Below are 23927 nucleotides of genomic sequence, written 5' to 3'. Positions count from 1 at the left end.
TCGCTGCCGCGTTCTAGAAGCCCAGCTTGCGTAGCTGCTTGGGGTCGCGCTGCCAGTCCTTGGCGACCTTGACGTGCAGGTCCAGGAAGACCGGCGTGCCCAGCAGCGCCTCGATGTGCTTGCGGGACTTGGTGCCGACTTCCTTCAGCCGCTGCCCCTTCGGGCCGATGATGATGCCCTTCTGGCTGGGGCGCTCGATGTAGACGTTGGCGTGGATGTCCAGCAGCGGCTTGTCCTTGGGACGGTTCTCGCGCGGGATCATCTCCTCGACGACCACCGCGATCGAGTGCGGCAGCTCGTCCCGTACGCCCTCCAGCGCGGCCTCGCGGATCAGCTCGGCGACCATGACCTGCTCCGGCTCGTCCGTGAGGTCGCCCTCCGGGTAGAGCGGCGGGCTCTCGGGAAGCAGCGGGATCAGCAGGTCGGCCACGAGCTGGACCTGCTTGTCACCGACCGCGGAGACCGGGATGATCTCCTGCCACTCCATGCCCAGCTCCCTGCCGAGCTGGTCGATCGCGATGAGCTGTTCGGCCAGGGTCTTGGAGTCGACCAGGTCGGTCTTGGTGACGATCGCGACCTTCGGGGTCTTCTTGATCTCCGCCAGTTCCTTGGCGATGTACCGGTCGCCCGGGCCCAGCTTCTCGTTGGCGGGCAGGCAGAAACCGATCACGTCGACCTCGGCCCACGTGGTGCGCACCACGTCGTTGAGCCGCTCGCCCAGCAGGGTGCGCGGCTTGTGGAGGCCCGGGGTGTCGACCAGGATGAGCTGGGCGTCCGGGCGGTGCACGATGCCGCGCACGGTGTGGCGCGTGGTCTGCGGCCGGTTGGAGGTGATCGCCACCTTCTGGCCGACCAGAGCGTTCGTGAGGGTGGACTTGCCCGCGTTGGGGCGGCCGACGAAGCAGGCGAACCCGGCCCGGTGGGCGGCTTCGGTTTCAGGATTACGAGCGCTCATGGGGGCCATTCTCCCCGATGCGGACACCCTCACCTACCGCAGGCTCCGCCACCGGCCTCCGGGCCCGCGACCGCGCGGCCAGGGCGGCGACCACCGAGGCCGCGTAGAGGAGGGTGAGCACGCCCAGGACGAGATCGAGCCAGTCGACCGCCCCGCCCCGTGCCAGCGCGGCGGCCGCCGGGATCCCGGCGGCGAGCCCGGCCACGACCAGGAGCACCCCCGCCGCGCCCCGGGCCACGCGCGCGGCGGCCGGCCGGTCCCGGTTGAGCAGCTCGCCCGCCGCCCAGAGCACCAGCAGCAGCGGGAACACCGCGTGCGGCTCCGGTGCGCCCCCGGCGATCAGGTCGACGACGTTGATGACCACCCCGACGGCGCCGATCACCAGGACGATCCAGGGGCGGGTCGGGCCCCCGGACTTCTCCCCCGTACCGGCCATCAGCCCGCGCTCACCGTCGCCCGCAGCTCGCCGTCCGGACCGGCCACCAGGACGGGCGTGTCCGCGCCGCCCAGGTCGCGCACGGCGGCGCGGTCCGCCTCCGCGGCGGCGCCCGCCTCGGTGACGACGGCCGCGGCCTCCAGGGACGTGGCACCGCTGGCCACGGCCATCGCCACCGCCGTCTGGAGCGCGCTGAGCTTCAGCGACTCCAGGGCGACGGTCCCGGCGACGTACGTGCGCCCGGTCTCGTCCCGTACCGCCGCGCCCTCCGGCACGCCGTTACGGGCACGGGCGCTGCGCGCCAGGGTGATGATCTTGCGGTCCTCGGGGCCGAGGTCGGTGGTCTGAGTCATGCCCCGAGGATAAGTCCGCGATCAGTGTCAGCTCTGGGCGGCCTTGACGAACTTGTCGCCCGCGCGCTTGGCGAGGTCGTCGAAGTTCTTGTGGTTGGCCTGGTTGGTGGGGACGTAGGCCAGACGCATCAGGCCCGCGCCCTGGCGGGCGACCAGGAGGTCGGACACGATCGTCATGCCGGGGGCCATCTCCATGCTCAGGCGCACGGCGGTGGACTCCTCGCCGGCCGTCGGGGCGGTGAGCTTCTCCACCTTCACCGGCACCTTCTGGCCCTCGGCCGTGAAGGAGAAGCCGGTGCAGGTGTCCGCGGCGGTGGCGACGGTCTTCATGAAGTCCGTGGCCGCCTTGTCGTCGGAGAAGGTGGCGAGCAGCTCGGCGAGGATGCTGCTGTCCTTGTCACCGAACTCGGCGTTGTCGCCGAGGGTCGTCCCCTCGATCTTGTCGCCCATGATCGCGTTGATCGGCTTGCACTCCGGCTTGTCCGCGGCGGGCATGTCCTCGGACGGCGCGGCGGCCTCCGCCTTCCAGCCGGCGGGCAGGTCCTTGAGCTCCAGCAGACCCGCCTTCATCTGCTCCGCCGTCAGCGCGGCGGCGGCGGGCTTGTCGGCCGGCTTGGCGGCGTCCTTGCCCTTGGCGGCGCCGTCGCCCTTGTCGGACGAGCCACCGCACGCGGCGGTGAGGGTGAGCGCGGAAACGGTGAGCGCGACGGCGACGCCGCGACGGATACGAGTACGCATGAGGGTGTGTTCTCCCCTGGATGTGGATGTTCCTGGGGAGCTTGGTTCCCCCCTCCCCGCCATGATCGGCCGCGCTGAGGATATACACAGCCGGATCACGGGAAGGGCACAGAACTGTCCTCAGCCTGTACGCGGCCAGGTCTTTCCGCGCGCGCCCTCCGGGCTCGCCAGCCACTCCAGCTTGGCCGCCGTGTCCGCTTCGGGGAGCGGCGTGTGGAGGACGATCATCAGGTCGGGCCGTGCGGGGACGCGCAGTTGGGTGGATTCGACGTGCAGCGTGCCGGCCACCGGGTGCTCCAGCTCCTTGTGCACCTGGCCCGCCGGGGCGATGTCACGGCGCTCCCACAAGGCGGCGAACTCGGCGCTGGCGGCCTTGGCCTCCTCCACCACCCGGCGGAAGCCCTCGTCGTCGGGGCATTCCGAGAACGCGGCCCGGAACTGGGCGACGAGCTGCGGGGCGTTGCGCTCCCAGCTTCGGGAACGCGACCGGTACAGGGGGTCGGTGAAGAAGGCGATGACGCCGTTCTGCGGCATGCCGGGCCGCATGCCGAGCACCGCCGCAGCCGAGGCGTTGTACATGATCGTGTCGCAGTACTGGTCCATGATGTGGGCCGGGTAGGGCATCCACGCGTCGATCAGCCGCCGCAGCCCGGCGCGCATGTCCCCCTGGCCCGGGTCGGCCTCGGGCGGCGGCGGGTTGAGCCCGGCCAGCACGTAGAGGTGCCGGCGCTCGGCGGGGGTCAGCCGGAGCACCCGCGCCACCGAGTCCAGCACCTGCGGGGAGACGGTGATGTCCCGGCCCTGCTCCAGCCACTGGTACCAGGACACGCCGACGCCGGCGAGGACCGCGACCTCCTCGCGGCGGAGGCCGGGGGTGCGGCGCCGGGCGCCGCCGTCGGGCAGGCCGGCCTCGGCGGGGGTGACGCGGGCGCGGCGGCTCCTGAGGAACGCGCGCAGCTCGGCGAGCCGGTGGTCCTTGGAGCTCGTGCTCCCGGTCGCTGGCGCCGTCACGTCGTGCTCCCCCTGCCCCCCTGCCCCGGCCCTGGCCGCCGGGCGCGGCCAACAGCATAGGTTCCCTACGGGCGGTCCAGGCGCAGCCGGGTCGCGCGGGGCAGGCCGGCGACCACCAGGTCGTAGGAGTCCTCGACCAGTTCGCGGACCAGGCGGTCCGGGAGGCCGGGGACGGTGACCGTGTTCCAGTGGCGCTTGTTCATGTGCCAGCCGGGCACGATCTCCGGGTGTTCGGCGCGCAGCCGGACGGCGATCTCCGGGTCGCACTTGAGGTTCACGGTGAACGGCCGGGCGTCCAGGGCGGACAGGGCGAACATCTTGCCCGCGACCTTGAAGACGGACGTCTCCGGGCCGAAGGGGAAGTCCTCCACCGCGTCGTTGAAGGCGAGGCAGAAGCCGCGCAGCTCGTCGGGGGTCATGCCACCGGCTCCGCGACCACCGTGACGATCTTGTTGCGGCGGCCGGCCGGGGACTCGGCGGTGAGCCGCAGGGAGCGGCCGTCCGGCAGGTCGACCACGGCGGTGGCGCCGGCGATCGGTACCCGGCCGAGCGCCTTGGCGAGCAGTCCGCCGACCGTCTCCACGTCCTCGTCGTCGTACTCGTCGAGGCCGAACAGTTCGCCGAGGTCGCCGATGTCGAGGCGGGCGGTCACCCGGAAGCGGCCGTCGCCGAGCTTCTCGACGGGCGGCAGCTCCCGGTCGTACTCGTCGGTGATCTCCCCGACGATCTCCTCCAGGATGTCCTCGATCGTGACGATGCCGGCCGTGCCGCCGTACTCGTCGATGACGACGGCGCAGTGGTTGCGGTCCTTCTGCATCTCCCGCAGCAGGTCGCCCGCGTTCTTGGTGTCGGGGACGAAGGCGGCGGGCCGCATGACCGTGGACACCAGGTCGTTCTCGGCGTCGCGGTTGATGTGGGTGCGGCGGACCAGGTCCTTGAGGTAGACGATGCCGACGACGTCGTCCTCGTTGTCGCCGGTCACCGGGATGCGGGAGAAGCCGGAGCGCAGCGCCAGGGTGAGCGCCTGGCGGATGGTCTTGTACCGCTCGATGGAGACCAGGTCGGTGCGCGGCACCATCACCTCGCGTACGAGGGTGTCGCCCAGCTCGAAGACGGAGTGGACCATGCGCCGCTCGTCGTCCTCGATCAGGGACTCCTGCTCGGCGAGGTCGACCATGGCCCGCAGTTCGGCCTCGGAGGCGAAGGGGCCCTTGCGGAAGCCCTTGCCGGGGGTGAGGGCGTTGCCGATGAGGATCAGCAGTTGCGGCACCGGACCCATGACACGGGCCAGCGGCAGCAGGACGTACGCGGCGGCGGTCGCCGTGTTCAGCGGGTGCTGGCGGCCGATGGTGCGGGGCGACACGCCGACGGCGACGTACGACACCAGCACCATCACGCCTATCGCCACCAGCAGGGCCGACCAGGTCTCCTCGAACTCGTTGAGGCAGACGTAGGTGACCATGACCCCGGCGGCCATCTCGCAGGCCACCCGGATGAGCAGCGCCAGGTTCAGGTACCGGGTGGGGTCGGAGGCGACCTGGACCAGCTTGACGGCACCGCGCCGGCCGACCCGGACCGCCTCGGCGGCGCGGAAGCCGGAGACGCGCGCCAGGCCCGCCTCGGCGCACGCCGCCAGCCAGGCGACCACGACCAGCGCGACCGCGCCGAGGATGAGCTGGGCGGTCATGAGACGGTCGGCGCCGGGGAGGGGCCCGTGAGGCCCTTCTCCGCCCGCCAGCCGTCGATGATCGCCGCCTGGAGGCCGAACATCTCGGCCTTCTCGTCCGGCTCCTCGTGGTCGTACCCGAGCAGGTGCAGCACTCCGTGGACGGTGAGGAGCTGGAGCTCCTCGTCCATGGAGTGCTGCGTCGGGGCGTCCTGGCCCTGCTTGGCCGCGACCTCCGGGCAGAGGACGATGTCACCGAGGAGGCCCTGCGGGGGCTCCTCGTCGTCCTTGCTCGGCGGGCGCAGCTCGTCCATCGGGAAGGACATGACGTCCGTGGGGCCCGGCAGGTCCATCCACTGGATGTGGAGCTGCTCCATCGCCTCGGCGTCCACCACGATCACCGAGAGCTCGGAGAGGGGGTGGATGCGCATCCGCGTGAGCGCGTACCGGGCGACGTCGAGGATCGCCTGCTCGTCGACCTCGGTGCCGGACTCGTTGTTGACGTCGATCGACATGGTGCTCGTGCGCTCTACTTCCCGTTTTGGTTGTCGTACTTCTCGTACGCGTCGACGATACGGCCGACCAGCTTGTGCCGGACGACGTCGTTCGACGTGAGCATCGAGAAGTGGACGTCCTCGACGCCCTCCAGGATGTCCCGGACCTGGCGCAGACCGCTCTTGGTGCCGCCCGGGAGGTCGACCTGGGTGACGTCACCGGTGATGACGATCTTCGAGTCGAAGCCGAGCCGCGTCAGGAACATCTTCATCTGCTCGGGGTTCGTGTTCTGCGCCTCGTCGAGGATGATGAACGCGTCGTTGAGCGTCCGGCCGCGCATGTACGCCAGCGGCGCGACCTCGATCGTGCCCGCCGCCATCAGGCGCGGGATGGAGTCGGGGTCGAGCATGTCGTGCAGCGCGTCGTACAGCGGCCGCAGGTACGGGTCGATCTTCTCGTAGAGCGTCCCGGGCAGGAAGCCGAGCCGCTCGCCCGCCTCGACGGCCGGCCGGGTCAGGATGATCCGGGTGACCTGCTTGGACTGCAGGGCCTGGACCGCCTTGGCCATGGCCAGGTACGTCTTGCCGGTGCCCGCGGGGCCGATGCCGAACACGACCGTGTGCTTGTCGATGGCGTCGACGTACCGCTTCTGGTTGAGCGTCTTGGGGCGGATGGTGCGGCCGCGGCTGGAGAGGATGTTCTGGGTGAGCACCTCGGCGGGGCTCTCCTGCCCCGGCTCGGCCGTGCCGTTCTCGCTCGCCCGGAGCATGGCGATCGAGCGTTCCACTGCGTCCTCCGTCATCGGCTGCCCGGTGCGGAGCACCAGCATCATCTCGTCGAACAGGCGCTGGATCAGGGCGACTTCCCCCGCCGGTCCGACCGCACTGACCTCGTTGCCCCGGACATGGATGTCGGCGGCCGGGAACGCCTCTTCGATCACGCGCAGCAGCGCGTCGCCCGAGCCGAGGACGGTCACCATCGGATGCTTGGCCGGGACCGTGAAGTGGGCTCGCGCCTGCTGGGTCTGGGCTGTGGGTGTCTGCGTCATGGGCCGGCTCTCAGGCCTGCACATACCTCCCGCTGCAGGGTTCTCGCTGCTCGACAACCTCTGGACATCCAGCGTACGTCGTGGCGCGGACAACCCCGAAGGCTTTTACCGCGGCCCCGCCGGGGATTGCCCGGCACCGCGGGCCGGGCGGGACTTCGCGGACACGCCCTAGGCGGACCGCCGGAAGCCGATCGTGGGGACGGCCCGCCGCAGCGGCCAGGGCCGGGTGGCGGCGGGCAGCAGCGACTCCAGGAACGCGTAGCGGCGCAGGCCGGCGGGGTCCTGGGCGGCGGCTTTCTGGACGTGGTCCCACCAGGCGGCGACCTCCACCCAGCCGGGCGCGGACAGCGACCCGCCGAACTCCTGCACCGACAGGGCGGCGGTCAGCCCGGCGAAGGCGAGCCGGTCCGGGAGCGGCCAGCCGGCGAGCGTGCCGGTGACGAACCCGGCGACGAAGACGTCCCCGGCGCCGGTCGGGTCGAGGGCGGCGACCTCGATGGCCGGGACCTCGGCGGTCTCCCCCGTCGCCCCGTCCACGGCGTAGGCGCCGTCGGAGCCGAGGGTGACGACGGCGAGGGGCACCTTGTCGGCGAGGGCCCGGGCGGCGGCGCGCGGGCACGAGGTGCGGGTGTAGCGCATCGCCTCCTCGGCGTTGGGCAGGAAGGCCTCGCAGTGGTCCAGGTCGGGCAGGGCGGCCAGGTCCCAGCGGCCGGTGTCGTCCCAGCCGACGTCGGCGAAGACGCGGGTGGACTGCCCGGCCGCGTCGGCGACCCACTCCTCGGGGCGGCCGGGGGTCAGGGAGGCGACGGCGGCACGCGCGCGTGGCGGGCAGGCGGGCAGGGAGCCGTCGAGCGGCGGGGCCTCGTGGCCGTGCGACACCATGGTCCGCTCGCCCTCGTAGGCCATGGAGACGGTCACCGGGGAGTGCCAGCCGGGGACGGTGCGCGACCGGGACAGGTCGATGCCCTCGCCCTGCTCCAGGGCGTCCCAGCAGTACTCGCCGTAGTGGTCGTCGCCGAAGGCGGCCGCCAGGGAGGTGCGCAGTCCGAGCCGGGCGAGGGCGGTGGCCATGTTGGCGACGCCGCCGGGGCTGGAGCCCATGCCGCGCGCCCAGGTCTCGGTGCCGCGCGCGGGGGCGCTGTCCAGGCCGGTGAAGATGATGTCGAGGAAGACCGTGCCGGTGAGGAAGACGTCGTACTCGGGGTCGGCGGGCGTGCGCAGCCCGTCCAACGGGTCGACCCCGGCCGTGTGTTGCCGCTGCTGCTGCTCTCCCCTGGATGTGATCACGGCGGGCTCCCCGGTCGCGGTACGGATCAGGACAGTGTGCCTGATTCTCACCCTTCCGGGAGGGCGGCAACACCCGGAGAACGAGCTCCCTTACCCGCCATCACCGCACACAAACGCATAGTGACGCGGATCACATCCCGCTGGCCCCTTCCCGCCTTCTCGTACGACCGGCCCGCTTGATACAAATTGGCCCGCGTTCCCGTGCACGTTCCCGTACGACACCGGGCGCTCCACCCCTTTCCCCCTTCTCCCGTCCGGGAACGCCCATGCCCTCGCGCCCGCGCGCCCTGTGGCCGCTCGTCGCCGTGTTCACGGCCGGCTACCTCGCCGCGTACCTCCTGCCGACCGTCGTCGGCCGCCTCTCCGCCGGTCTGGGACTCTCCCCCGCCCAGGCGGGCCTGGCCGGCTCCGGGCTGCTCCTCGGCTCGGCCGCCGCCGGGTTCACCCTCGCGTCGCGGGTGGACCGCCACGGGCCGCGCCGGCTGGCCCGCGCGGGCCTGCTGGTGGCGCTGACCGGCTACGGCTGCGCCGCCCTCACCTCCGCCGTACCGCTGGTCGTGGCCGGAGCGGTCGTCGGCGGCTTCGGCTCCGGTACGGCCACGGCGGTCGCCGCGGCCGGGATCGCGGGGCTCCGGGATCCGCACCGCGCCTCCACCCTGGGCCTGTTGTCGGTGTCCACCACGGCCGGTGCCCTGTACCTGACGCTGCCGCGCCTGGGCGGCGGGCACGCCCTGCCGTTCGCGGCGCTCGCGCTGGTCGCCGCCGCCGTGTGGCCCGCCACCGGCCGCCTGGAGGGCGGTCACGACACGGGTGCCGTGCGGGAGGCCGGCGCGCCGCTGCCGCGGCCCCGGGCCGGCCTGGTCCTGGCGGGCGCGATGGTGTGCTGGTCGATGGCGCAGAACGCCCTGTGGGGCGTCAGCGGCCGGATCGGCACCACCCAGGCGGGCCTGAGCGAGGTCGCGGTCGGCGCGGTGTTCGCGGCGGCGCTCGGCGCCGGGCTGCTGGGCGTCACCGCGGCCGGCGCGCTGGGCGCCCGGCTCGGGCGGGCGGTCCCCATCGGCGCCGGTACGGTCGTGATCGCCGGCTGCATCGCCGTGAGCTCCGCCGCCGAGGGCCTGGCCTCCTTCGCGGCCGGCGAGATCCTGTGGAACGCCTGCTACCCGGTCGTCCTGTCGTACCTGATCGGCCTGGCCGCCTCCCTGGACCCGCGCGGCCGCTGGGCGGTCCTGGCGGGCTCGGCGTCCTCGCTGGGCGTGGCCTGCGGCCCGGTCGCCGGGAGCGTCCTGTCGGAACGGGCCGGCTACCCCGGCATGGGCCTGGTGCTGGGCGCCCTGCTCGTCCTGCTCGCCGTCCCGCTGACCGCGGTGGCCCTGCACACCTCGGGCCGCCCGCTCGTCCCGGGCGCCGTCCGCCGCCGGGGCGGTGCCCCCACCGCGATCGTCGCGGGCACCACGGGCGCGGCGGCGGGCGTGTCCGCCCCGCAGATCGGCGCCCCGGAGCAGCCGGTCACCGAGTTCCCCGTCCGCGCCCTGGCCCCGCTCCTGGTCCGCCGCCGCGCCTACCGCCAGGCCGGCCCCTCGGGGCCCCGCTGACGAACGGCGGGCGCTCCCGAGGGGGACACGACCTAGCCGAACTCGTACGCCTCGACCTCGGCGAGGTACCGCGCCCGGCGGTCCTCGTCGTGGTCCAGGAACGACGCCAGGAACGAGTTGCGGGCCAGCTCGCGGAGCTGCTCCTCGTCCAGCCCCAGCGCCTCGTGGACCGCGTGGAAGGTGTCGCCCACGTAGCCGCCGAAGTAGGCCGGGTCGTCGGAGTTCACGGTCACGAGCAGTCCCGCCGCCATCATCGACGGCAGCGGGTGGTCCTCCAGGACGTCCACGGCCCGCAGCCGGACGTTGGACAGCGGGCACAGGGTCAGCGGCACCCGGTCGCGGACCAGCCGCTCCACCAGTTCCTGGTCCTCCACGGCCCGCAGCCCGTGGTCGATCCGCTCGACGCCCAGCACGTCCAGGGCCTCGCGGACGTACGCGGGCGGACCCTCCTCGCCCGCGTGGGCGACCTTCCGCAGCCCGAGCGCCCCGGCCGCCTCGTACACCTCGGCGAACTTCGACGGCGGGTGGCCCACCTCCGCCGAGTCCAGCCCGACGCCCGTGATGTGGTGCAGGTACGGCTTCGCGGCCTGGAGGGTCTCCATCGCCGACTCGGCCGACCGGTCGCGCAGGAAGCACATGATCAGTTGTGTCGAGATGCCGTGCCGCTCCTCGCTGCGCTCCAGCGCCCGCGCCAGCCCCTCGACGACCGTGCCGACGGGCACACCGCGCTCGGTGTGCGCCTGCGGGTCGAAGAAGATCTCGGCGTGCCGCACGCCCTGGGCCGCGGCCCGGGCCAGGTAGGCGTCGGCGAGCTCGGTGAAGTCGTCGGCCGTGCGCAGCACGGCCATCAGACCGTAGTACAGGTCCAGGAACGACTGGAGGTCGCTGAAGAGGTACGCCTCGCGCAGCTCCTCCGTGCCGGCGTACGGCAGCGCGACCCCGTTGCGCGCGGCGAGCGCGAAGGCGAGCTCGGGTTCGAGGGTGCCCTCGATGTGGAGGTGCAGTTCCGCTTTGGGGAGGGCTTCCGGGAGGTGCATGGGGCTCGGCCTTACTGGTGACGGGTGGGGAGCGGGACGCGGATCAGGTCCTGGGCGACGGTCAGCTCACCGTCGAACCCGGCCGCTCTCGCCTGCTGTTCGAAGAGGTCGGGGTCGCCGTAGCGCTGCGAGAAGTGGGTGAGGACGAGATGGCGCACCCCCGCCCCGGCGGCCACCGCGGCGGCCTGTCCGGCCGTCAGGTGGCCGTGGTCCTCGGCGAGCACGGCGTCCTCGTCGAGGAACGTCGACTCGATGACCAGCATGTCGCAGCCCTCGGCGAGGGCGTGGACACCGTCGCACAGCCGGGTGTCCATGACGAACGCGAATCGCTGGCCGCGCCGTACCTCGCTGACGTCCTCCAGGCGCACCCCGCCCAGCGCGCCGTCGCGCTGGATGCGGCCCACGTCCGGGCCCTGGATGCCGTGCGCGGCGAGCCGCTCGGGCAGCATCCGGCGCCCGTCGGGCTCGGTGAGCCGGTAGCCGAAGGACTCGACGGGGTGCGACAGGCGGCGGGCCTCCAGCGTGTACGCCCGGGTCGTGGCGAGCACGCCGTCGGCGGCGACCGGCGCCTCGGCCAGCTCCACCGTCTCGCGGTAGGCGGTCGCGTACCGCAGCCGGTCGAAGAAGCGCTGCCCGCTCGCCGGGTAGTGCGCGGTGACCGGGTGCGGGACCTGGTCGAGGTTGATCCGCTGGATCACCCCGGCGAGGCCCAGGGAGTGGTCGCCGTGGAAGTGCGTGACGCAGATGCGGTCGATATCGTGCGCGGCGACCCCGGCCCGCAGCATCTGGCGCTGGGTGCCCTCGCCCGGGTCGAAGAGGATGCCCTCGCCGTCCCAGCGCAGCAGGTAGCCGTTGTGGTTGCGGTGTCGGGTGGGCACCTGACTGGCGGTGCCCAGCACGACGAGCTCTCGTACGGACATGGCTGTCGCGACTACCCGGGGGGCCAGTTCAGACCGCGGCCGCCCAGCACGTGCGCGTGCGCGTGCCAGACGGTCTGGCCGGCGCCGGAACCAGTGTTGAACACGACGCGGTAGCCGCTGCCGTCGACCTTCTCGTCCGCGGCGACCTGCCCGGCCTCGCGCAGCACGTCCGCGGCGATCTCCGGCGCCCCGGCGGCGAGGGACGCGGCGTCGCGGTAGTGCGCCTTGGGGATGACCAGGACGTGGGTGGGCGCCTGCGGGTTGATGTCGCGGAAGGCGACGGTCGTCTCCGACTCGCGCACGACGGTGGCCGGGACCTCCCCCGCCACGATCTTGCAGAACAGGCAGTCGCTCTGCGGCTCTCCGGCCATGTCCTGGTCCTTTCTGTCTCCGGCTGCGTACGGGGGCACTCTATCGGCGGCCGGGGGCGCGTCTGTTGAGCGCCGACCTGCTGATCCAGTACGTCAGGACCACGCCCCAGAACAGCGGCGCGCCCAGTCCGGCGAGGACGCCCGCGCTCGCCGTGGGCAGCGCGAGGGCGACCGCCGACTCCAGGCCCAGCAGCGCCACGGCGCCGGCCATCCACAGCACCGGCGGACAGCCGCGGGAGATCAGCAGCAGGGGGCGCCGCAGCCGCGGCGGCACCCGCCGGAGCGTCCACAGGGCCCAGCCGCCCCACAGGGCCAGGAACACCGTCACCCCGACGGCCTCGGCCAGGACGGCGCCCGTGCCGGTGCCCCCGGTGCGCAGCCGCGCCGAGCCGATGGCGGCGGCCATGAACCCGCCCAGGGCCACCCAGCGGGCGCCGGCCGCGGTCCCCCAGGCCATGGTCTCCAGGTTGAAGCGGGCCTCCCGGTCCTCCAGATCGAGCGCGGCCGAGTCGACGAACCCCTCGGCCGCCCTGGTCCAGGCGCCGCGCCGGTACCAGCGGCGGCGCAGGTGCAGCAGGGACAGGTTGTTGTGCGCCTCGCTGCTCTCCGGGTTCAGGCGCAGCGCGTTCTCGTAGGCCCGCTCGGCGGTGCGGTAGTCCTTGAGCTGGTACGCCGTCAGGCCCAGCAGGAAGTGGGTGGCGTCCTCCTCGGGCCCCAGCTCGACGGAGCGCAGCGCCAGCGCGTACGCCTCCCGGCGTCGTGCCGGGTGCCCGGAGCGGGACAGGATCGTGCCGAGGACGTGGTAGCCGCTCCAGTGCCAGGGGACGAGGGCGAGGCCCCGCCGGGCGGCGTCCTCGGCGGCCGCCCACTGCGGCCCGCCGGCCGGTCCGTGAGCCAGCAGGTCGGCGCGGAGGAACCAGGCGGACGGCAGCTCCGGGTCGGCGCGCAGCGCCTCGTCGGCCAGGCGCAGCGCCTCGCCCCGGTCGCCGAGGTGGCGGCGGCAGCGGGCCAGCAGGGCGAGCGCCGGGGCGTCGTCGGGGTGCTGGGCGAGGTGCTGGGCGGCGAGGGCGGCGGCCTGTTCGTAGCGCTCCAGGTCGTACAGCGCCTCGGCCCGGTCCAGCGTCCGGGACGGCGGGGAGGACGGGGTGGGCGGGTCGGCCTGGGTGGTCACAGCTTGCGCTTCCTCTTCAGGTACGCGAGGAGGTCGTCGTACATGCCGCCGTCGTTGGCGAACGTCGCCACGTTGCGGGCGGCCGAGAACCAGGGGTCGGTGGACGGCCGGATCTGCCGGGCCGCGCCGAGCAGGTCCTTGGTGTTGATCATGCGTACGGTGCCGGTGCGGGCCGAGTCGAGCAGCGCGGTCTCGGCGGCGCTCTCGCAGACGTGCGCGAGGTCGGCGCCGGAGAAGTCCTCGGTGGCCTTGACGAGCTTGCCGAGGTCGACCGCCTCGATGGGGCGGTCGCGCAGGTGGTAGCGGAGGATCGCGTGGCGCGCGGCGGCGTCCGGCGGCAGGACCAGCAGGGTGCGGTCGAGGCGGCCGGGGCGGCGCAGCGCGATGTCCACGTCCCAGGGCACGTTGGTGGCGGCCAGCACGAACACGCCGTCGTTGCTGTCGGCGGCGATGCCGTCCAGTTCGGTGAGGAGCTGGTTGACGACGTTGCGCAGCCCGCTGTGGTGGCTGCGGCTCCGCTTGGCGCCCAGCGCGTCGAGCTCGTCGAGGAAGACGACGCACGGGGCCTGGGCGCGGGCGGTCTCGAAGACGTCGTGGACGTTCTTCTCGGACGCGCCGATGTACATGTCGAGGATGTCGCTGAGCGAGATCGACAGGAAGTTCGCGCCGAGCTCCCCGGCGACCGCGCGGGCGATGAACGTCTTGCCGCAGCCGGGCGGCCCGTAGAGCAGCAGACCGCCGCGGAGGCTCTTGCCGTACAGCTTGCGCAGCTCGGGGTTGCGCATGGGGGCGAGGAAGGCGGCCTCCAGGCGGTCCTTGACCTCCTGCATGCCGCCGACGTCCGCGAGGCGTACGGCACCGGGGGCGTCCACGTCCCAGGCGGTGGCGCCGCCCGGGTCGTCGCCGTGGCCGTCGGCGGTGAGAGGCGCCTCGGTCCCGTCGGCGAACCGGGGCGGGACGATGTCGCCGACCTCCTGCTCGGCGGCCGCCCAGTCGAAGTCCTCGCCGTGCCGGGGCGTCCGCGCTTCGCGGGGCGCCGGGGACGCCTGGTCGTCCGGGGCCCGCGGGGGCTCCGGCGGCGCGGGCGGCATGCCCATGGCGCGGCCCATCAGCGCGCGGGCCTCAGGGTCGCCGGGCGCGTGCTGGAGGGCGACGGCGGCCTCGGACACGGCTTCGTCGTTCCGCCCCTCGCGGAGAAGGAGTTCGGCGAGGTGCAACCGCAGGGGGACGTCGTCGGGTGCGGCGGCGACGGCGGCGCGCATGCTGCGGATGAGGGGAGACTCGTCGGACATGCCGCCACCTTACGGATCGCCCACGACAACCGGCCCGGTGGGCCCCGCCGTCGGAGCCCCGCCGGCGCCGGGCGGTCCCGCCGCCCGTGGCCGGCGCGGTCCGGCCGGGACCGGTGGGCGCGCGGAGGGTGGGCGCGCGGAGGCCGCGGACCGGGCGCGGCGTCCACGCGGTGGGCGGGCGGCGGGCGGGCGGCGGAGCCGGGCGGGGGCGTTCCGGTCAGGACCAGCGGCCGGTGCGGCCCAGGAGCAGGGCGGTGGCGGCCGTCCCGGCGGTCGAGGTGCGCAGAACGCTGCGCCCGAGCCGGTAGGGCTTGGCGCCCGCCGCGGCGAACGCCGCCAACTCGTCGGGCGACACGCCTCCTTCGGGGCCCACGACGAGCACGATGTCGCCCGTGGCGGGCAGTTCGGCGGTGGCGAGCGGCTCGGCGCCCTCCTCGTGGAGCACGGCCGCGAAGTCGGCGGCCGCGAGCAGCTCGGCGACCCGCTTGGTGCCGGCCGCGTCCGCGACGTCCGGGAAGCGGAGCCGGCGCGACTGCTTGCCCGCCTCGCGGGCGGTGGCCCGCCACTTGCCGAGCGCCTTCAGCCCGCGGTCGCCCTTCCACTGGGTGATGCACCGGGACGCGGCCCACGGCACGATGGCGTCGACGCCCGTCTCGGTCATCGTCTCCACCGCCAGCTCGCCCCGGTCGCCCTTGGGCAGGGCCTGGACGACGGTGATGCGCGGGGCGGGCTCGGGCTCCGTGCGCACCTCGGTGACCGTGACGTCGAGGCGGTCCTTGCCCTCGACGGCCGCGACGGTGCCGTACGCGCCCCGGCCGGCGCCGTCCGTGAGGACGATCTCCTCTCCGACCCGCAGCCGCCGCACGGACACGGCGTGCCGGCCCTCGGGCCCGTCGAGCGTGACGGTCCCGCCGGTGACCCGGTCCACCAGGAAGACGGGGGCGGTCATGACGCCACGCTCCGCAGGGCGAGGGAGGCCGCGGCGGCGTCCAGTTCGGCGGCCAGGACCTCCACCAGGCGGGCGGCGGGCAGCTCGCGTGCCATCCGGTGCCCCTGCCCGGCCCACAGGGCCATGCCCTGGGGGTCGCCCGCCTTGGCGGCCGCCTTGCGCAGCCCGCTCGTCAGGTGGTGCACCTCGGGGTAGGCGGCGGGGGCGTACGGGCCGTGCTCGTGCATGAACCGGTTGGCCAGGCCGCGGGCGGGGCGCCCCGAGAAGGCCCGGGTCAGCTCGGTGCGGGTGAACAGCGGGTTCGTCATGGCCTGCTTGTGCAGGGGGTGGGCGCCCGACTCGGGGCACACCAGGAACGCGGTGCCGAGCTGGGCGGCCTCGGCGCCCGCCGCTAGGACGGCGGCGATCTGACTGCCGCGCATCAGGCCGCCCGCGGCGACCACCGGAAGCGGCACGGCCTCCTTGACCTGCGCGACCAGCGACAGCAGTCCCGTTCCCGCCCCGCCGGTCTCCGGGTCGTCGCGGTGCGTGCCCTGGTGGCCGCCCGCCTCGACGCCCTGGACGCACACGGCGTCGGCGCCCGCCTCCCGCGCGGCCTGGGCCTCCTCCGGGGACGTGACCGTCACGACGGTGAGCGTCCCGGCCCGGGCGAACGCGGCGACCGTCTCGCGGGTGGGGCACCCGAAGGTGAACGACACCACCGGGACCGGGTCCTCCAGCAGGATGGCCAGCTTGGCCTCGTACCCGTCGTCCCGGCCCGCGTCGGGGTCCCCGAGCGGCGTGTCGTACCAGGTGGCCTCACCGGCGAGCTGGTGGCGGTAGACGTCCACGGCGGCAGGGTCGGCCTGCCCGGGCTGCGGCATGAACAGGTTCACGCCGAAGGGGCGGGGGGTGAGCCCGCGGAGTTGCTTGATCTCCTGGTACATGCCGTCGGCGGTCTTGTACCCGGCGGCCAGGAACCCCAGGCCGCCCGCCCCGGACACGGCCGCGGCGAGCTCCGGACCGGAGGCGCCGCCCGCCATGGGGGCCTGCACGATCGGGTACCGGCAGAGACCGGTCAGTGCGGAGGACATGCACGCATGGTGTCACGCCCCCGCACCCGTACCGAACCCACCGGGCTCACCGCCCGTTGAACGCGTCCTTGAGCCGGGAGAACAGGCCCTGCTGGCCCGGCTGGAACTGCCCCGTCGGCCGCTCCTCGCCCCGCAGCTTCGCCAGCTCGCGCAGCAGCCGTTCCTGCTCCGGGTCGAGCTTCGACGGCGTCTGGACCTCGACGTGCACGATGAGGTCACCGCGTCCGCCGCCGCGCAGATGGGTCACTCCGCGCCCGTGCAGCGGGATGGACTGGCCCGACTGCGTCCCGGGGCGGACGTCGACCTCCTCCAGCCCGTCCAGCGTCTCCAGCGGGCACTTCGTGCCCAGCGCGGCCGCCGTCATCGGAATGGTCACCGTGCAGTGCAGGTCGTCGCCCCGCCGCTGGAAGACCGCGTGCGGCAGCTCGTGGATCTCGACGTACAGGTCACCGGCCGGACCACCGCCCGGGCCGACCTCGCCCTCGCCGGCGAGCTGGATACGGGTGCCGTTGTCCACACCGGCCGGGATCTTGACCGTGAGCGTACGGCGGGACCGGACCCGGCCGTCGCCCGCGCACTCGGGGCACGGGGTGGGGACCACCGTGCCGAAGCCCTGGCACTGGGGGCAGGGGCGGGAGGTCATGACCTGGCCCAGGAAGGACCGGGTGACCTGCGAGACCTCGCCACGGCCGCGGCACATGTCGCACGTCTGCGCCGAGGTGCCGGGCGCGGCGCCCTCACCGGAGCAGGTGGTGCAGACGACGGCCGTGTCGACCTGGATGTCCTTGGTCGTGCCGAAGGCCGCCTCGTTGAGGTCGATCTCCAGGCGGATCATCGCGTCCTGGCCGCGCCGGGTGCGCGACCGGGGGCCGCGCTGGGACGCCGTACCGAAGAAGGCGTCCATGATGTCGGAGAAGTTTCCGAAGCCGCCCGCGCCGAAGCCGCCCGCGCCCGCGCCGCCCGAGGAGGACAGCGGGTCGCCGCCGAGGTCGTAGACCTGCTTCTTCTGCGGGTCCGACAGCACCTCGTAGGCGGCGTTGATCTCCTTGAAGCGCTCCTGCGTCTTCGGATCGGGATTGACGTCCGGGTGCAGCTCGCGGGCGAGCCTGCGGAACGCCTTCTTGATCTCGTCCTGGGACGCGTCGCGGCGTACGCCGAGTACGGCGTAGTAGTCCGTGGCCACTTACGACTCCGCCAGGATCTGTCCGACGTAACGTGCCACTGCGCGTACCGCTCCCATCGTTCCGGGGTAGTCCATGCGGGTCGGTCCGACCACGCCGAGTTTGGCGACTGCCTCGTCGCCCGAACCGTAGCCGACCGCGACGACGGACGTGGAGTTGAGGCCCTCGTGGGCGTTCTCGTGCCCGATACGTACGGTCATGGCCGAGTCCTTGGCCTCGCCGAGCAGCTTGAGGAGCACCACCTGCTCCTCCAGCGCCTCCAGCACCGGCCGGATGGTCAGGGGGAAGTCGTGCCCGAAGCGGGTGAGATTGGCGGTGCCGCCGATCATCAGCCGTTCCTCGGTCTCCTCCACCAGGGTCTCCAGCAGGGTGGCCAGCACCGTGGAGACGGTCCCCCGGTCCTCCGCCTCGAAGGACTCGGGGAGGTCCTGCACCAACTGCGGCACGTCCGTGAAGCGCCGCCCGACGACGCGGCTGTTGAGCCGCGCCCGCAGGTCCGCCACGGACGTCTCGCCGAACGGCGCGGGGCAGTCGATCATGCGCTGCTCGACCCGCCCCGTGTCGGTGATCAGGACCAGCATCAGCCGGGCCGGTGCCAGCGACAGCAGCTCCACGTGACGCACGGTGGAGCGCGTCAGCGACGGGTACTGGACCACGGCGACCTGCCGGGTGAGCTGCGCGAGCAGCCGCACCGTACGGCCGACGACGTCGTCGAGGTCCACGGCGCCGTCCAGGAAGTTCTGGATGGCGCGCCGCTCCGGCGACGACAGCGGCTTGACGCCGGCGAGCCTGTCGACGAAGAGGCGGTACCCCTTGTCGGTGGGGATGCGGCCCGCGCTGGTGTGGGGCTGGGCGATGAAGCCCTCCTCCTCCAGCACCGCCATGTCGTTGCGCACGGTGGCGGGCGAGACGCCGAGGTTGTGGCGCTCCGTGAGCGCCTTGGAGCCGACGGGCTCCTCGGTGCCGACGTAGTCCTGGACGATGGCGCGCAGTACCTCGAGTCTGCGTTCGCTGAGCATCGCGCGCACCTCCAGCTGGCCGTTGTTCCGTCTGCTGCGCTGGCACTCGCCCTGCCCGAGTGCCAACCATCCCCCGGCAAGTGTACGGCGCCGGGGTACGCCCCTAGCAAGGGCGGCCGACCACGCTACCGCGCGACGGCGCTGGTGGATGCCGATAGCGTCGCGGTATGGACGTCAGTTGGGAAGACTTCGGGTGGGAGCGTCTCGCCGACGGCGTGGGCCGCAAGAGGCTGCCCGTGTGGGACGCCACCACGGCGTTGGTGGTCGGCGAGGAGGGCGCCCTGCTCTTCGACACGGGCGCGACGCTCCGTGAGGGCGCCGCGATCCGTGCCCAGGCGCAGGCGCTGATGGGCGGCCGGAGAGTGACGCACATCGCACTGAGCCATCCGCATTTCGATCATGTGCTCGGCACGGCGGCGTTCTCGGGGGCGGAGGTGTACGGCGCGGTCGGCGTCGACACCGTGCTGATCCGGGACCGGGACGGGCTGCGCTCCGACGCCGTGCGGCACGGGGTCGGCGCCACGGACGCCCTGGAGGCGGCGGACGTCCTGGTGGCCCCGCACCACCTGGTGTCCGGCGAGTGGACCCTGGAGCTGGGCGGGCGCCAGGTGCTGCTGGCCAACGTGGGCCCCGGGCACAGCGGCCACGACCTGGCGGTGCTCGTGCCCGGCTCCAGGGACGTCGTCCTGTGCGGGGACCTGGTGGAGGAGTCCGGCGACCCGCAGGCGGGCCCGGACGCCATCCCGTCGCGCTGGCCGGCCGCCCTGGACCGGCTGCTGGAGCTGGGCGGCGGGGACGCGCTGTACGTGCCGGGGCACGGGGCGGTCGTCGACGCCGCGTTCGTACGCGCCCAACGCGATGAGCTGGCCCGCCGGTTCGGGGTGTCGTAGCGTCTGGCGAATGCGCGCTTACGACCCTGACCTGACGCCCTCCTGGAAGCGTCCGGCCCCGGTGCCGGAGGTACCCGCCGAGCCGGACCTGGTGGTCGAGGAGGTGAGCACCGGGTTCTGCGGGGCGGTGATCGGCTGCGAGGCGGGCACGGTGACCCTGGAGGACCGGTTCGGCAAGCACCGGGTGTTCCCGATGGCGCCGCGCGGCTTCCTCCTGGAGGGTCGCCCGGTGACGCTGGTGCGCCCGGCCGCCGCCCCGGCGCGCCCGTCGCGCACCGCCTCGGGCTCGATCGCCGTGCCGGGCGCACGCGCGCGTGTCGCCCGGGCGGGGCGCATCTACGTGGAGGGCCGGCACGACGCCGAGCTGGTGGAGCGGGTGTGGGGCGACGACCTGCGCGTCGAGGGCGTGGTCGTGGAGTACCTGGAGGGCGTGGACGACCTGCCCGCCATCGTGCGGGACTTCGGCCCGGGCCCCGACGCCCGCCTCGGGGTCCTGGTGGACCACCTGGTCCCCGGGTCCAAGGAGTCCCGTATCGCGGCCTCGGTGACGGACGCCCACACGCTGGTCGTGGGGCACCCGTACATCGACGTGTGGGAGGCGGTGAAGCCCTCGTCGGTGGGCATCCGGGCGTGGCCGTCCGTGCCGCGCGGCCAGGACTGGAAGACCGGGGTGTGCCGGGCGCTCGGCTGGCCCGAGAACACGGGCGCGGCCTGGCAGCACATCCTGTCCCGGGTACGGACCTACAAGGACCTGGAGCCGGAGCTGCTGGGCGCGGTGGAACGGCTGATCGACCACGTGACGGTCGGCGACGCCGAGCACGTGTGACGGCACGGGGCCGTCGGCAGGCCCCTGGCGCGGGGTCCCTCTCGACGGAGGGCCCGTGTCAGTCGACCAGGTCCCGCACCACGGCGTCGGCGAGCAGCCGTCCCCGGAGCGTCAGCACGGCCCGTCCCTCGGCGTAAGGACCGGTGTCCAGGAGCCCGTCCCTTACCGCGCGCTCGGCGGCGGCCAGGCCCGCCGGCCGGAGCAGCGACAGCTCGCAGCCCTCCCGCAGCCGCAGCTCCAGCAGCACCCGCTCCACCCGCCGGTCCTCCTCCGACAGCACCTCGCGCCCCGCGCCCGGTGAACGCCCCTCCGCCAGCGCGGCGGCGTACGCGCCGGGGTGCTTCACGTTCCACCACCGCACGCCCCCGACGTGGCTGTGCGCCCCGGGGCCGGCGCCCCACCAGTCGGCGCCGCGCCAGTACAGCTCGTTGTGCAGGCACCGCCCCGCGTCCGAGGTGGCCCAGTTGGAGACCTCGTACCACTGGAAGCCCGCCCCGGACAGCACCTCCTCGGCGATCAGGTACCGGTCGGCGTGGACGTCGTCGTCCGTCATCGGCACCTCACCGCGCCGGATGCGCCGCGCGAGCCCGGTGCCCTCCTCGACGATCAGGGCGTACGCGCTGACGTGGTCGGGCCCCGCCCCGATCGCCGCGTCGAGCGAGGCGCGCCAGTCGTCGTCGCTCTCGCCGGGCGTGCCGTAGATCAGGTCGAGGTTGACGTGCTCGAAACCCGCCGCCCGCGCCTCCGCGACGCACGCCTCCGGCCGCCCGGGGGTGTGCGTGCGGTCGAGGACCCTCAGGACGTGCTGACGGGCGCTCTGCATACCGAAGGAGATCCGGTTGAAGCCGCCCTCGCGCAGCTCGGCGAGGTACGCGGGGTCCACGGACTCCGGGTTCGCCTCGGTGGTGATCTCGGCGTCGTCCGCGAGCCCGAACTCGTCCCGGACGGCCCCCAGCATCGCCACGAGGTCGGCGGCGGCGAGCAGCGTGGGCGTGCCGCCCCCGACGAACACGGTCCGCACCGGGCGGGGGTCGTCGCCCAGGACCTTGCGGGCGAGCCGCACCTCGTCCGTCAGCGTCGCGGCGTAGTTGTCGCGGGAGGCGAGCACTCCGCCGGAGCCGCGCAGCTCGGTGGCGGTGTAGGTGTTGAAGTCGCAGTAGCCGCAGCGGGTCGCGCAGTACGGCACGTGCAGATAGAACCCGAGCGGCCGCTCACCGGCGCCGAGCAGGGCGGACGCGGGCAGCGCGCCGTCCTCGGGCATGGGCTCACCATCGGGCAGTACGGAAGGCATACCGCCCATTGTCCGTCACCGCGGGCGCTGCCTGGCCTGGAGCACCAGCAGCGCGAGGTCGTCCCGTACCGGCGTCTCGCCGAAGGCGTGGACCGCGCGCTTGATCCTTTCCGCGACCTCGTGGGCCGGCAGCCCCGCGCAGCCGGCCAGGGCCTCGGCCAGGCCGTCCCCGTCGTCGAACATCCGGCCCGTGCGGGAGCGGCGCTCTGTGACGCCGTCCGTGACGCACAGCAGGGTGTCGCCGGGCGCCAGGTGGAAGGTGTGGCTCTGGTAGGCGACGTCGTCGACGACGCCCAGCAGCACCTGGGGCGCGGCGGCGGGCGTCACGGTGCCGTCCGGACGCAGCAGCAGCGGCAGCGGGTGGCCGGCGGAGGCGAGCGTGCAGCGGGCCCCGCCGCCGTCCTCGGGGGTGAGGGGGACGAGGTCGCCGTACAGGAGCGACAGGAACCGGGACTGCGGCTGGGCCGGGGGCGGTGGCGCGCCGGGCGGGTCACCGGCCGCGGCGACCATGGAGGCGGCGGCCTCGGCGGCCTCGGTGGCGTCGTCCAGGAGCAGCCGGTTCAGCCGGTCCAGGACGTGGCCGACCTCGTGGTCCTCGCGGGCGAGGAGCCGCAGCCAGGGGCGGGCCAGGCCGGTGACGACGGCGGCCTCGGGGCCGCTGCCCTGGACGTCGCCGAGCATGAAGCACCAGCGCCGGGCCCCGGGGCCGGCCTGGAACACGTCGTAGAAGTCGCCGCCCGCGAGCCCGTCGTCGCTCGGCTCGTACACGACGCAACTGTCGACGCCCGGGATGTGGGCCACCTGGCTGGGCAGCAGCCCGCGCTGGAGGATGCGGCTGATGGTGACCTGGCGCGTGTAGCGGCGGGCCGCGCCGATGGCGAGGGCGACGCGGCGGGCGAAGTCCTCGACCAGGGCGGAGACGGCGTCGGGGATACCGGCCCGCCCGCGCCGCCCGAGCAGCAGCGTGCCGAGCCCGTGACCTCCGACGACGAGCCGGTACGCGACCGCGGTGCCCCCGGCCGCCGCCCCGGCCGCCGGGGACGGCCCGTCGGCGTGGTCGGCGGCGGTGTCGTCGAGGCCGTCGCGCGTGACGTCGTCAGGGATGTCGTCGCGGCCGTCGTCCGTGGCGGCCCCGTGCGTGGCGTGGTCCGTGGCGGCGTCGTGCGTGTGGTCCGCGGCGGCGTCGGCGCGGCCGTCCCCGGGGCGGCCGTCCGGGCCGGGGGTGCCGTCCGCCGGGGCGGGGCGTGGCGCGTGCCGGCCGGCCGCGGCGCCGGCCGGGGCCGTCGGCCAGGGGATGGTGACGGGGCCCGTGCGGGGCGGGTCCGGCATGCGCGGCGGTTCCTTCTCCAGGACCGACCGCAGCGTCTCCAGGGCCGACTCGTCGGCGTGCCACACCCGGGCGAGCCGGGGCCCGCCGCCCCGCGTGCCGTCGTCCTCCAGCCAGAAGGCGCACCAGTCGGCCAGGCGCGGCACCAGGAGCTGGCCGGCGAGCGCGGCGACCAGGTCCTCGTCGAGCTGGCCCGCGAGCAGGTCGGACGCCTCGGCCAGGAACGACAGCGCCCCCCGGCCGGCCCACTCGTGGTCGTCGCGCACCACCCTGCGCGGCGCCGGGGCGAGGATCTCGGCGGCGCGCAGCCCGCGCCGGATCGCCGGCTCGCCGCCGGGCACGGGGCAGGCGTCCCAGCCGTCCAGGGGCAGCCGGCCCCAGACGGTCTTGAGGCCGGGGCGGTAGGTGATGCCCCAGCACTCCGCGAGCGCGGCGACCAGCCGCAGCCCGCGGCCGTACTCGTCGAGCCCGTCGTCGTCCTCGTCGAGCTGGTGGTCGTGGCGGACGGCCCGGGTGGGGTGGTGGTCGGAGACCTCCAGGACGAGGGCGGCGGGCCGGCCCTCGGCGGGGTCCTCCAGCCGGATCAGCAGCTCGACGGTGGTGCCGGCGTGGACGACCGCGTTGGTCACCAGCTCGCCGGCGACCAGGACGGCGTCGTCGGCGACCCGCTCGGTGATCGTCGCGGCGGCGGGCACCGCCAGGCCGGTCCAGTCGGCGAGCGCGGCGCGCACGAAGCGGCGGGCCGCGGACGGCGCGAGGGGGTTGCCCGGCAGGCTGGTGCGGGTGACGGACTGGCCCGGCGGCGGGTGGTGGGGCGGCAGCGGCAGCTCACCGGTGATCGCGCGCTGTGTCGGAAAGGACCCCACGTGCGGCTCCTCGTCGGCTCCTGGTTCTGCTCGTGGTCGGACACCGACAGGGTGACAGATCGAGCACGCACATAAGCACCGAGTCATCGAACTCGCCGACGCGAACGGGGCCGCGCGTTCCTCGCGCGGCCCC

24 protein-coding genes are annotated in these 23927 nt (G+C 74.0%); 3 read left to right on the top strand and 21 right to left on the bottom strand.

From position 1 onward, the window contains the following. Window positions 1-13: 13 nt before the first annotated feature. The 10 genes from era to ACF068_RS16140 all read right to left on the bottom strand — a co-directional run bounded on the left by era (window position 14) and on the right by ACF068_RS16140 (window position 7989). A complete protein-coding gene (gene era, locus ACF068_RS16185) occupies window positions 14-964 on the bottom strand; it encodes a GTPase Era (RefSeq protein ID WP_392274853.1) in 951 nt (316 codons plus the stop codon). Next, entirely contained in the window at window positions 942-1391 is a 450-nt protein-coding gene (locus ACF068_RS16180) for a hypothetical protein (protein WP_392274852.1), read from the bottom strand. Before ACF068_RS16180 ends, era begins: the two co-directional genes overlap by 23 nt. Continuing rightward, a complete protein-coding gene (locus ACF068_RS16175; protein ID WP_392274851.1) occupies window positions 1391-1744 on the bottom strand; it encodes a cytidine deaminase in 354 nt (117 codons plus the stop codon). The genes ACF068_RS16180 and ACF068_RS16175 overlap by 1 nt, the downstream gene beginning before the upstream one ends. A gap of 27 nt (window positions 1745-1771) precedes the next feature. Further along, on the bottom strand, window positions 1772-2482 hold the full coding sequence (locus ACF068_RS16170; RefSeq protein ID WP_392274850.1) for a hypothetical protein: 711 nt from the start codon (window positions 2480-2482) through the stop codon (window positions 1772-1774). Window positions 2483-2602: 120 nt separating this feature from the next. Beyond that, window positions 2603-3493, bottom strand: coding sequence for a helix-turn-helix transcriptional regulator (locus ACF068_RS16165; protein WP_392274849.1), 891 nt, complete (start codon window positions 3491-3493; stop codon window positions 2603-2605). Between the two features lie 65 nt (window positions 3494-3558). Continuing rightward, on the bottom strand, window positions 3559-3912 hold the full coding sequence (locus ACF068_RS16160; protein ID WP_392274848.1) for an MmcQ/YjbR family DNA-binding protein: 354 nt from the start codon (window positions 3910-3912) through the stop codon (window positions 3559-3561). Then, the gene (locus tag ACF068_RS16155) at window positions 3909-5180 is read right to left on the bottom strand and encodes a hemolysin family protein (protein WP_392274847.1); all 1272 of its coding nucleotides are present in this window, start codon (window positions 5178-5180) and stop codon (window positions 3909-3911) included. Before ACF068_RS16155 ends, ACF068_RS16160 begins: the two co-directional genes overlap by 4 nt. Further along, entirely contained in the window at window positions 5177-5674 is a 498-nt protein-coding gene (gene ybeY, locus ACF068_RS16150; RefSeq protein WP_392274846.1) for an rRNA maturation RNase YbeY, read from the bottom strand. Before ybeY ends, ACF068_RS16155 begins: the two co-directional genes overlap by 4 nt. 14 nt (window positions 5675-5688) lie before the next feature. Beyond that, entirely contained in the window at window positions 5689-6702 is a 1014-nt protein-coding gene (locus ACF068_RS16145; protein ID WP_392274845.1) for a PhoH family protein, read from the bottom strand. A gap of 168 nt (window positions 6703-6870) precedes the next feature. Next, window positions 6871-7989 (bottom strand): carbohydrate kinase family protein, encoded by a 1119-nt coding sequence (locus tag ACF068_RS16140; protein WP_392274844.1) that lies wholly within the window; start codon window positions 7987-7989, stop codon window positions 6871-6873. Window positions 7990-8255: 266 nt separating this feature from the next. Between ACF068_RS16140 and ACF068_RS16135 the strand changes: the two genes are divergently transcribed. Continuing rightward, window positions 8256-9581: an MFS transporter gene (locus ACF068_RS16135; protein WP_392274843.1), complete on the top strand. Its 1326-nt coding sequence runs from the start codon at window positions 8256-8258 to the stop codon at window positions 9579-9581. A 32-nt stretch (window positions 9582-9613) separates the two neighbouring features. On the opposite strand, the gene ACF068_RS16130 is transcribed toward ACF068_RS16135, so the two are convergent. From ACF068_RS16130 to hrcA, 9 genes are all read right to left on the bottom strand, one after another. Next, window positions 9614-10618, bottom strand: a complete 1005-nt coding sequence (locus tag ACF068_RS16130) for an adenosine deaminase (RefSeq protein WP_392274842.1) — start codon at window positions 10616-10618, stop codon at window positions 9614-9616. 11 nt (window positions 10619-10629) lie between these two features. Further along, window positions 10630-11538, bottom strand: coding sequence for a ribonuclease Z (locus ACF068_RS16125; RefSeq protein ID WP_392274841.1), 909 nt, complete (start codon window positions 11536-11538; stop codon window positions 10630-10632). 11 nt (window positions 11539-11549) lie between these two features. Continuing rightward, on the bottom strand, window positions 11550-11909 hold the full coding sequence (locus tag ACF068_RS16120; protein ID WP_392274840.1) for a histidine triad nucleotide-binding protein: 360 nt from the start codon (window positions 11907-11909) through the stop codon (window positions 11550-11552). Window positions 11910-11949: 40 nt separating this feature from the next. Continuing rightward, complete coding sequence (locus ACF068_RS16115; protein WP_392274839.1) at window positions 11950-13080, bottom strand: tetratricopeptide repeat protein; 1131 nt, start codon at window positions 13078-13080, stop codon at window positions 11950-11952. Then, a complete protein-coding gene (locus tag ACF068_RS16110) occupies window positions 13077-14372 on the bottom strand; it encodes an ATP-binding protein (protein WP_392274838.1) in 1296 nt (431 codons plus the stop codon). Before ACF068_RS16110 ends, ACF068_RS16115 begins: the two co-directional genes overlap by 4 nt. Window positions 14373-14589: 217 nt before the next feature. Continuing rightward, complete coding sequence (locus tag ACF068_RS16105; RefSeq protein WP_392274837.1) at window positions 14590-15321, bottom strand: 16S rRNA (uracil(1498)-N(3))-methyltransferase; 732 nt, start codon at window positions 15319-15321, stop codon at window positions 14590-14592. Continuing rightward, window positions 15318-16394: a nitronate monooxygenase gene (locus ACF068_RS16100; RefSeq protein ID WP_392274836.1), complete on the bottom strand. Its 1077-nt coding sequence runs from the start codon at window positions 16392-16394 to the stop codon at window positions 15318-15320. The genes ACF068_RS16105 and ACF068_RS16100 overlap by 4 nt, the downstream gene beginning before the upstream one ends. Window positions 16395-16440: 46 nt before the next feature. Then, window positions 16441-17577, bottom strand: coding sequence for a molecular chaperone DnaJ (gene dnaJ / locus ACF068_RS16095; protein ID WP_392274835.1), 1137 nt, complete (start codon window positions 17575-17577; stop codon window positions 16441-16443). Next, complete coding sequence (gene hrcA, locus ACF068_RS16090) at window positions 17578-18594, bottom strand: heat-inducible transcriptional repressor HrcA (protein ID WP_392274884.1); 1017 nt, start codon at window positions 18592-18594, stop codon at window positions 17578-17580. Window positions 18595-18761: 167 nt separating this feature from the next. Between hrcA and ACF068_RS16085 the strand changes: the two genes are divergently transcribed. Both ACF068_RS16085 and ACF068_RS16080 read left to right on the top strand, forming a co-directional pair. Continuing rightward, window positions 18762-19484 carry an MBL fold metallo-hydrolase gene (locus ACF068_RS16085; protein WP_392274834.1) on the top strand — a complete coding sequence of 241 codons (723 nt, stop codon included), beginning with the start codon at window positions 18762-18764 and terminating at the stop codon, window positions 19482-19484. A 10-nt stretch (window positions 19485-19494) separates the two neighbouring features. After that, window positions 19495-20310 (top strand): DUF3097 domain-containing protein, encoded by an 816-nt coding sequence (locus tag ACF068_RS16080; protein WP_392274833.1) that lies wholly within the window; start codon window positions 19495-19497, stop codon window positions 20308-20310. Between the two features lie 58 nt (window positions 20311-20368). On the opposite strand, the gene hemW is transcribed toward ACF068_RS16080, so the two are convergent. Beyond that, a complete protein-coding gene (gene hemW / locus ACF068_RS16075; RefSeq protein ID WP_392274832.1) occupies window positions 20369-21601 on the bottom strand; it encodes a radical SAM family heme chaperone HemW in 1233 nt (410 codons plus the stop codon). A gap of 15 nt (window positions 21602-21616) precedes the next feature. After that, the gene (locus ACF068_RS16070) at window positions 21617-23794 is read right to left on the bottom strand and encodes a SpoIIE family protein phosphatase (protein WP_392274831.1); all 2178 of its coding nucleotides are present in this window, start codon (window positions 23792-23794) and stop codon (window positions 21617-21619) included. Window positions 23795-23927 lie beyond the last annotated feature (133 nt).

Source organism: Streptomyces sp. NPDC016309, from assembly GCF_043077235.1.
Lineage (GTDB): Bacteria > Actinomycetota > Actinomycetes > Streptomycetales > Streptomycetaceae > Streptomyces.
The sequence above is the reverse complement of the archived record's forward strand: the minus strand, read 5'-3'. Positions and strand labels throughout refer to the sequence as shown.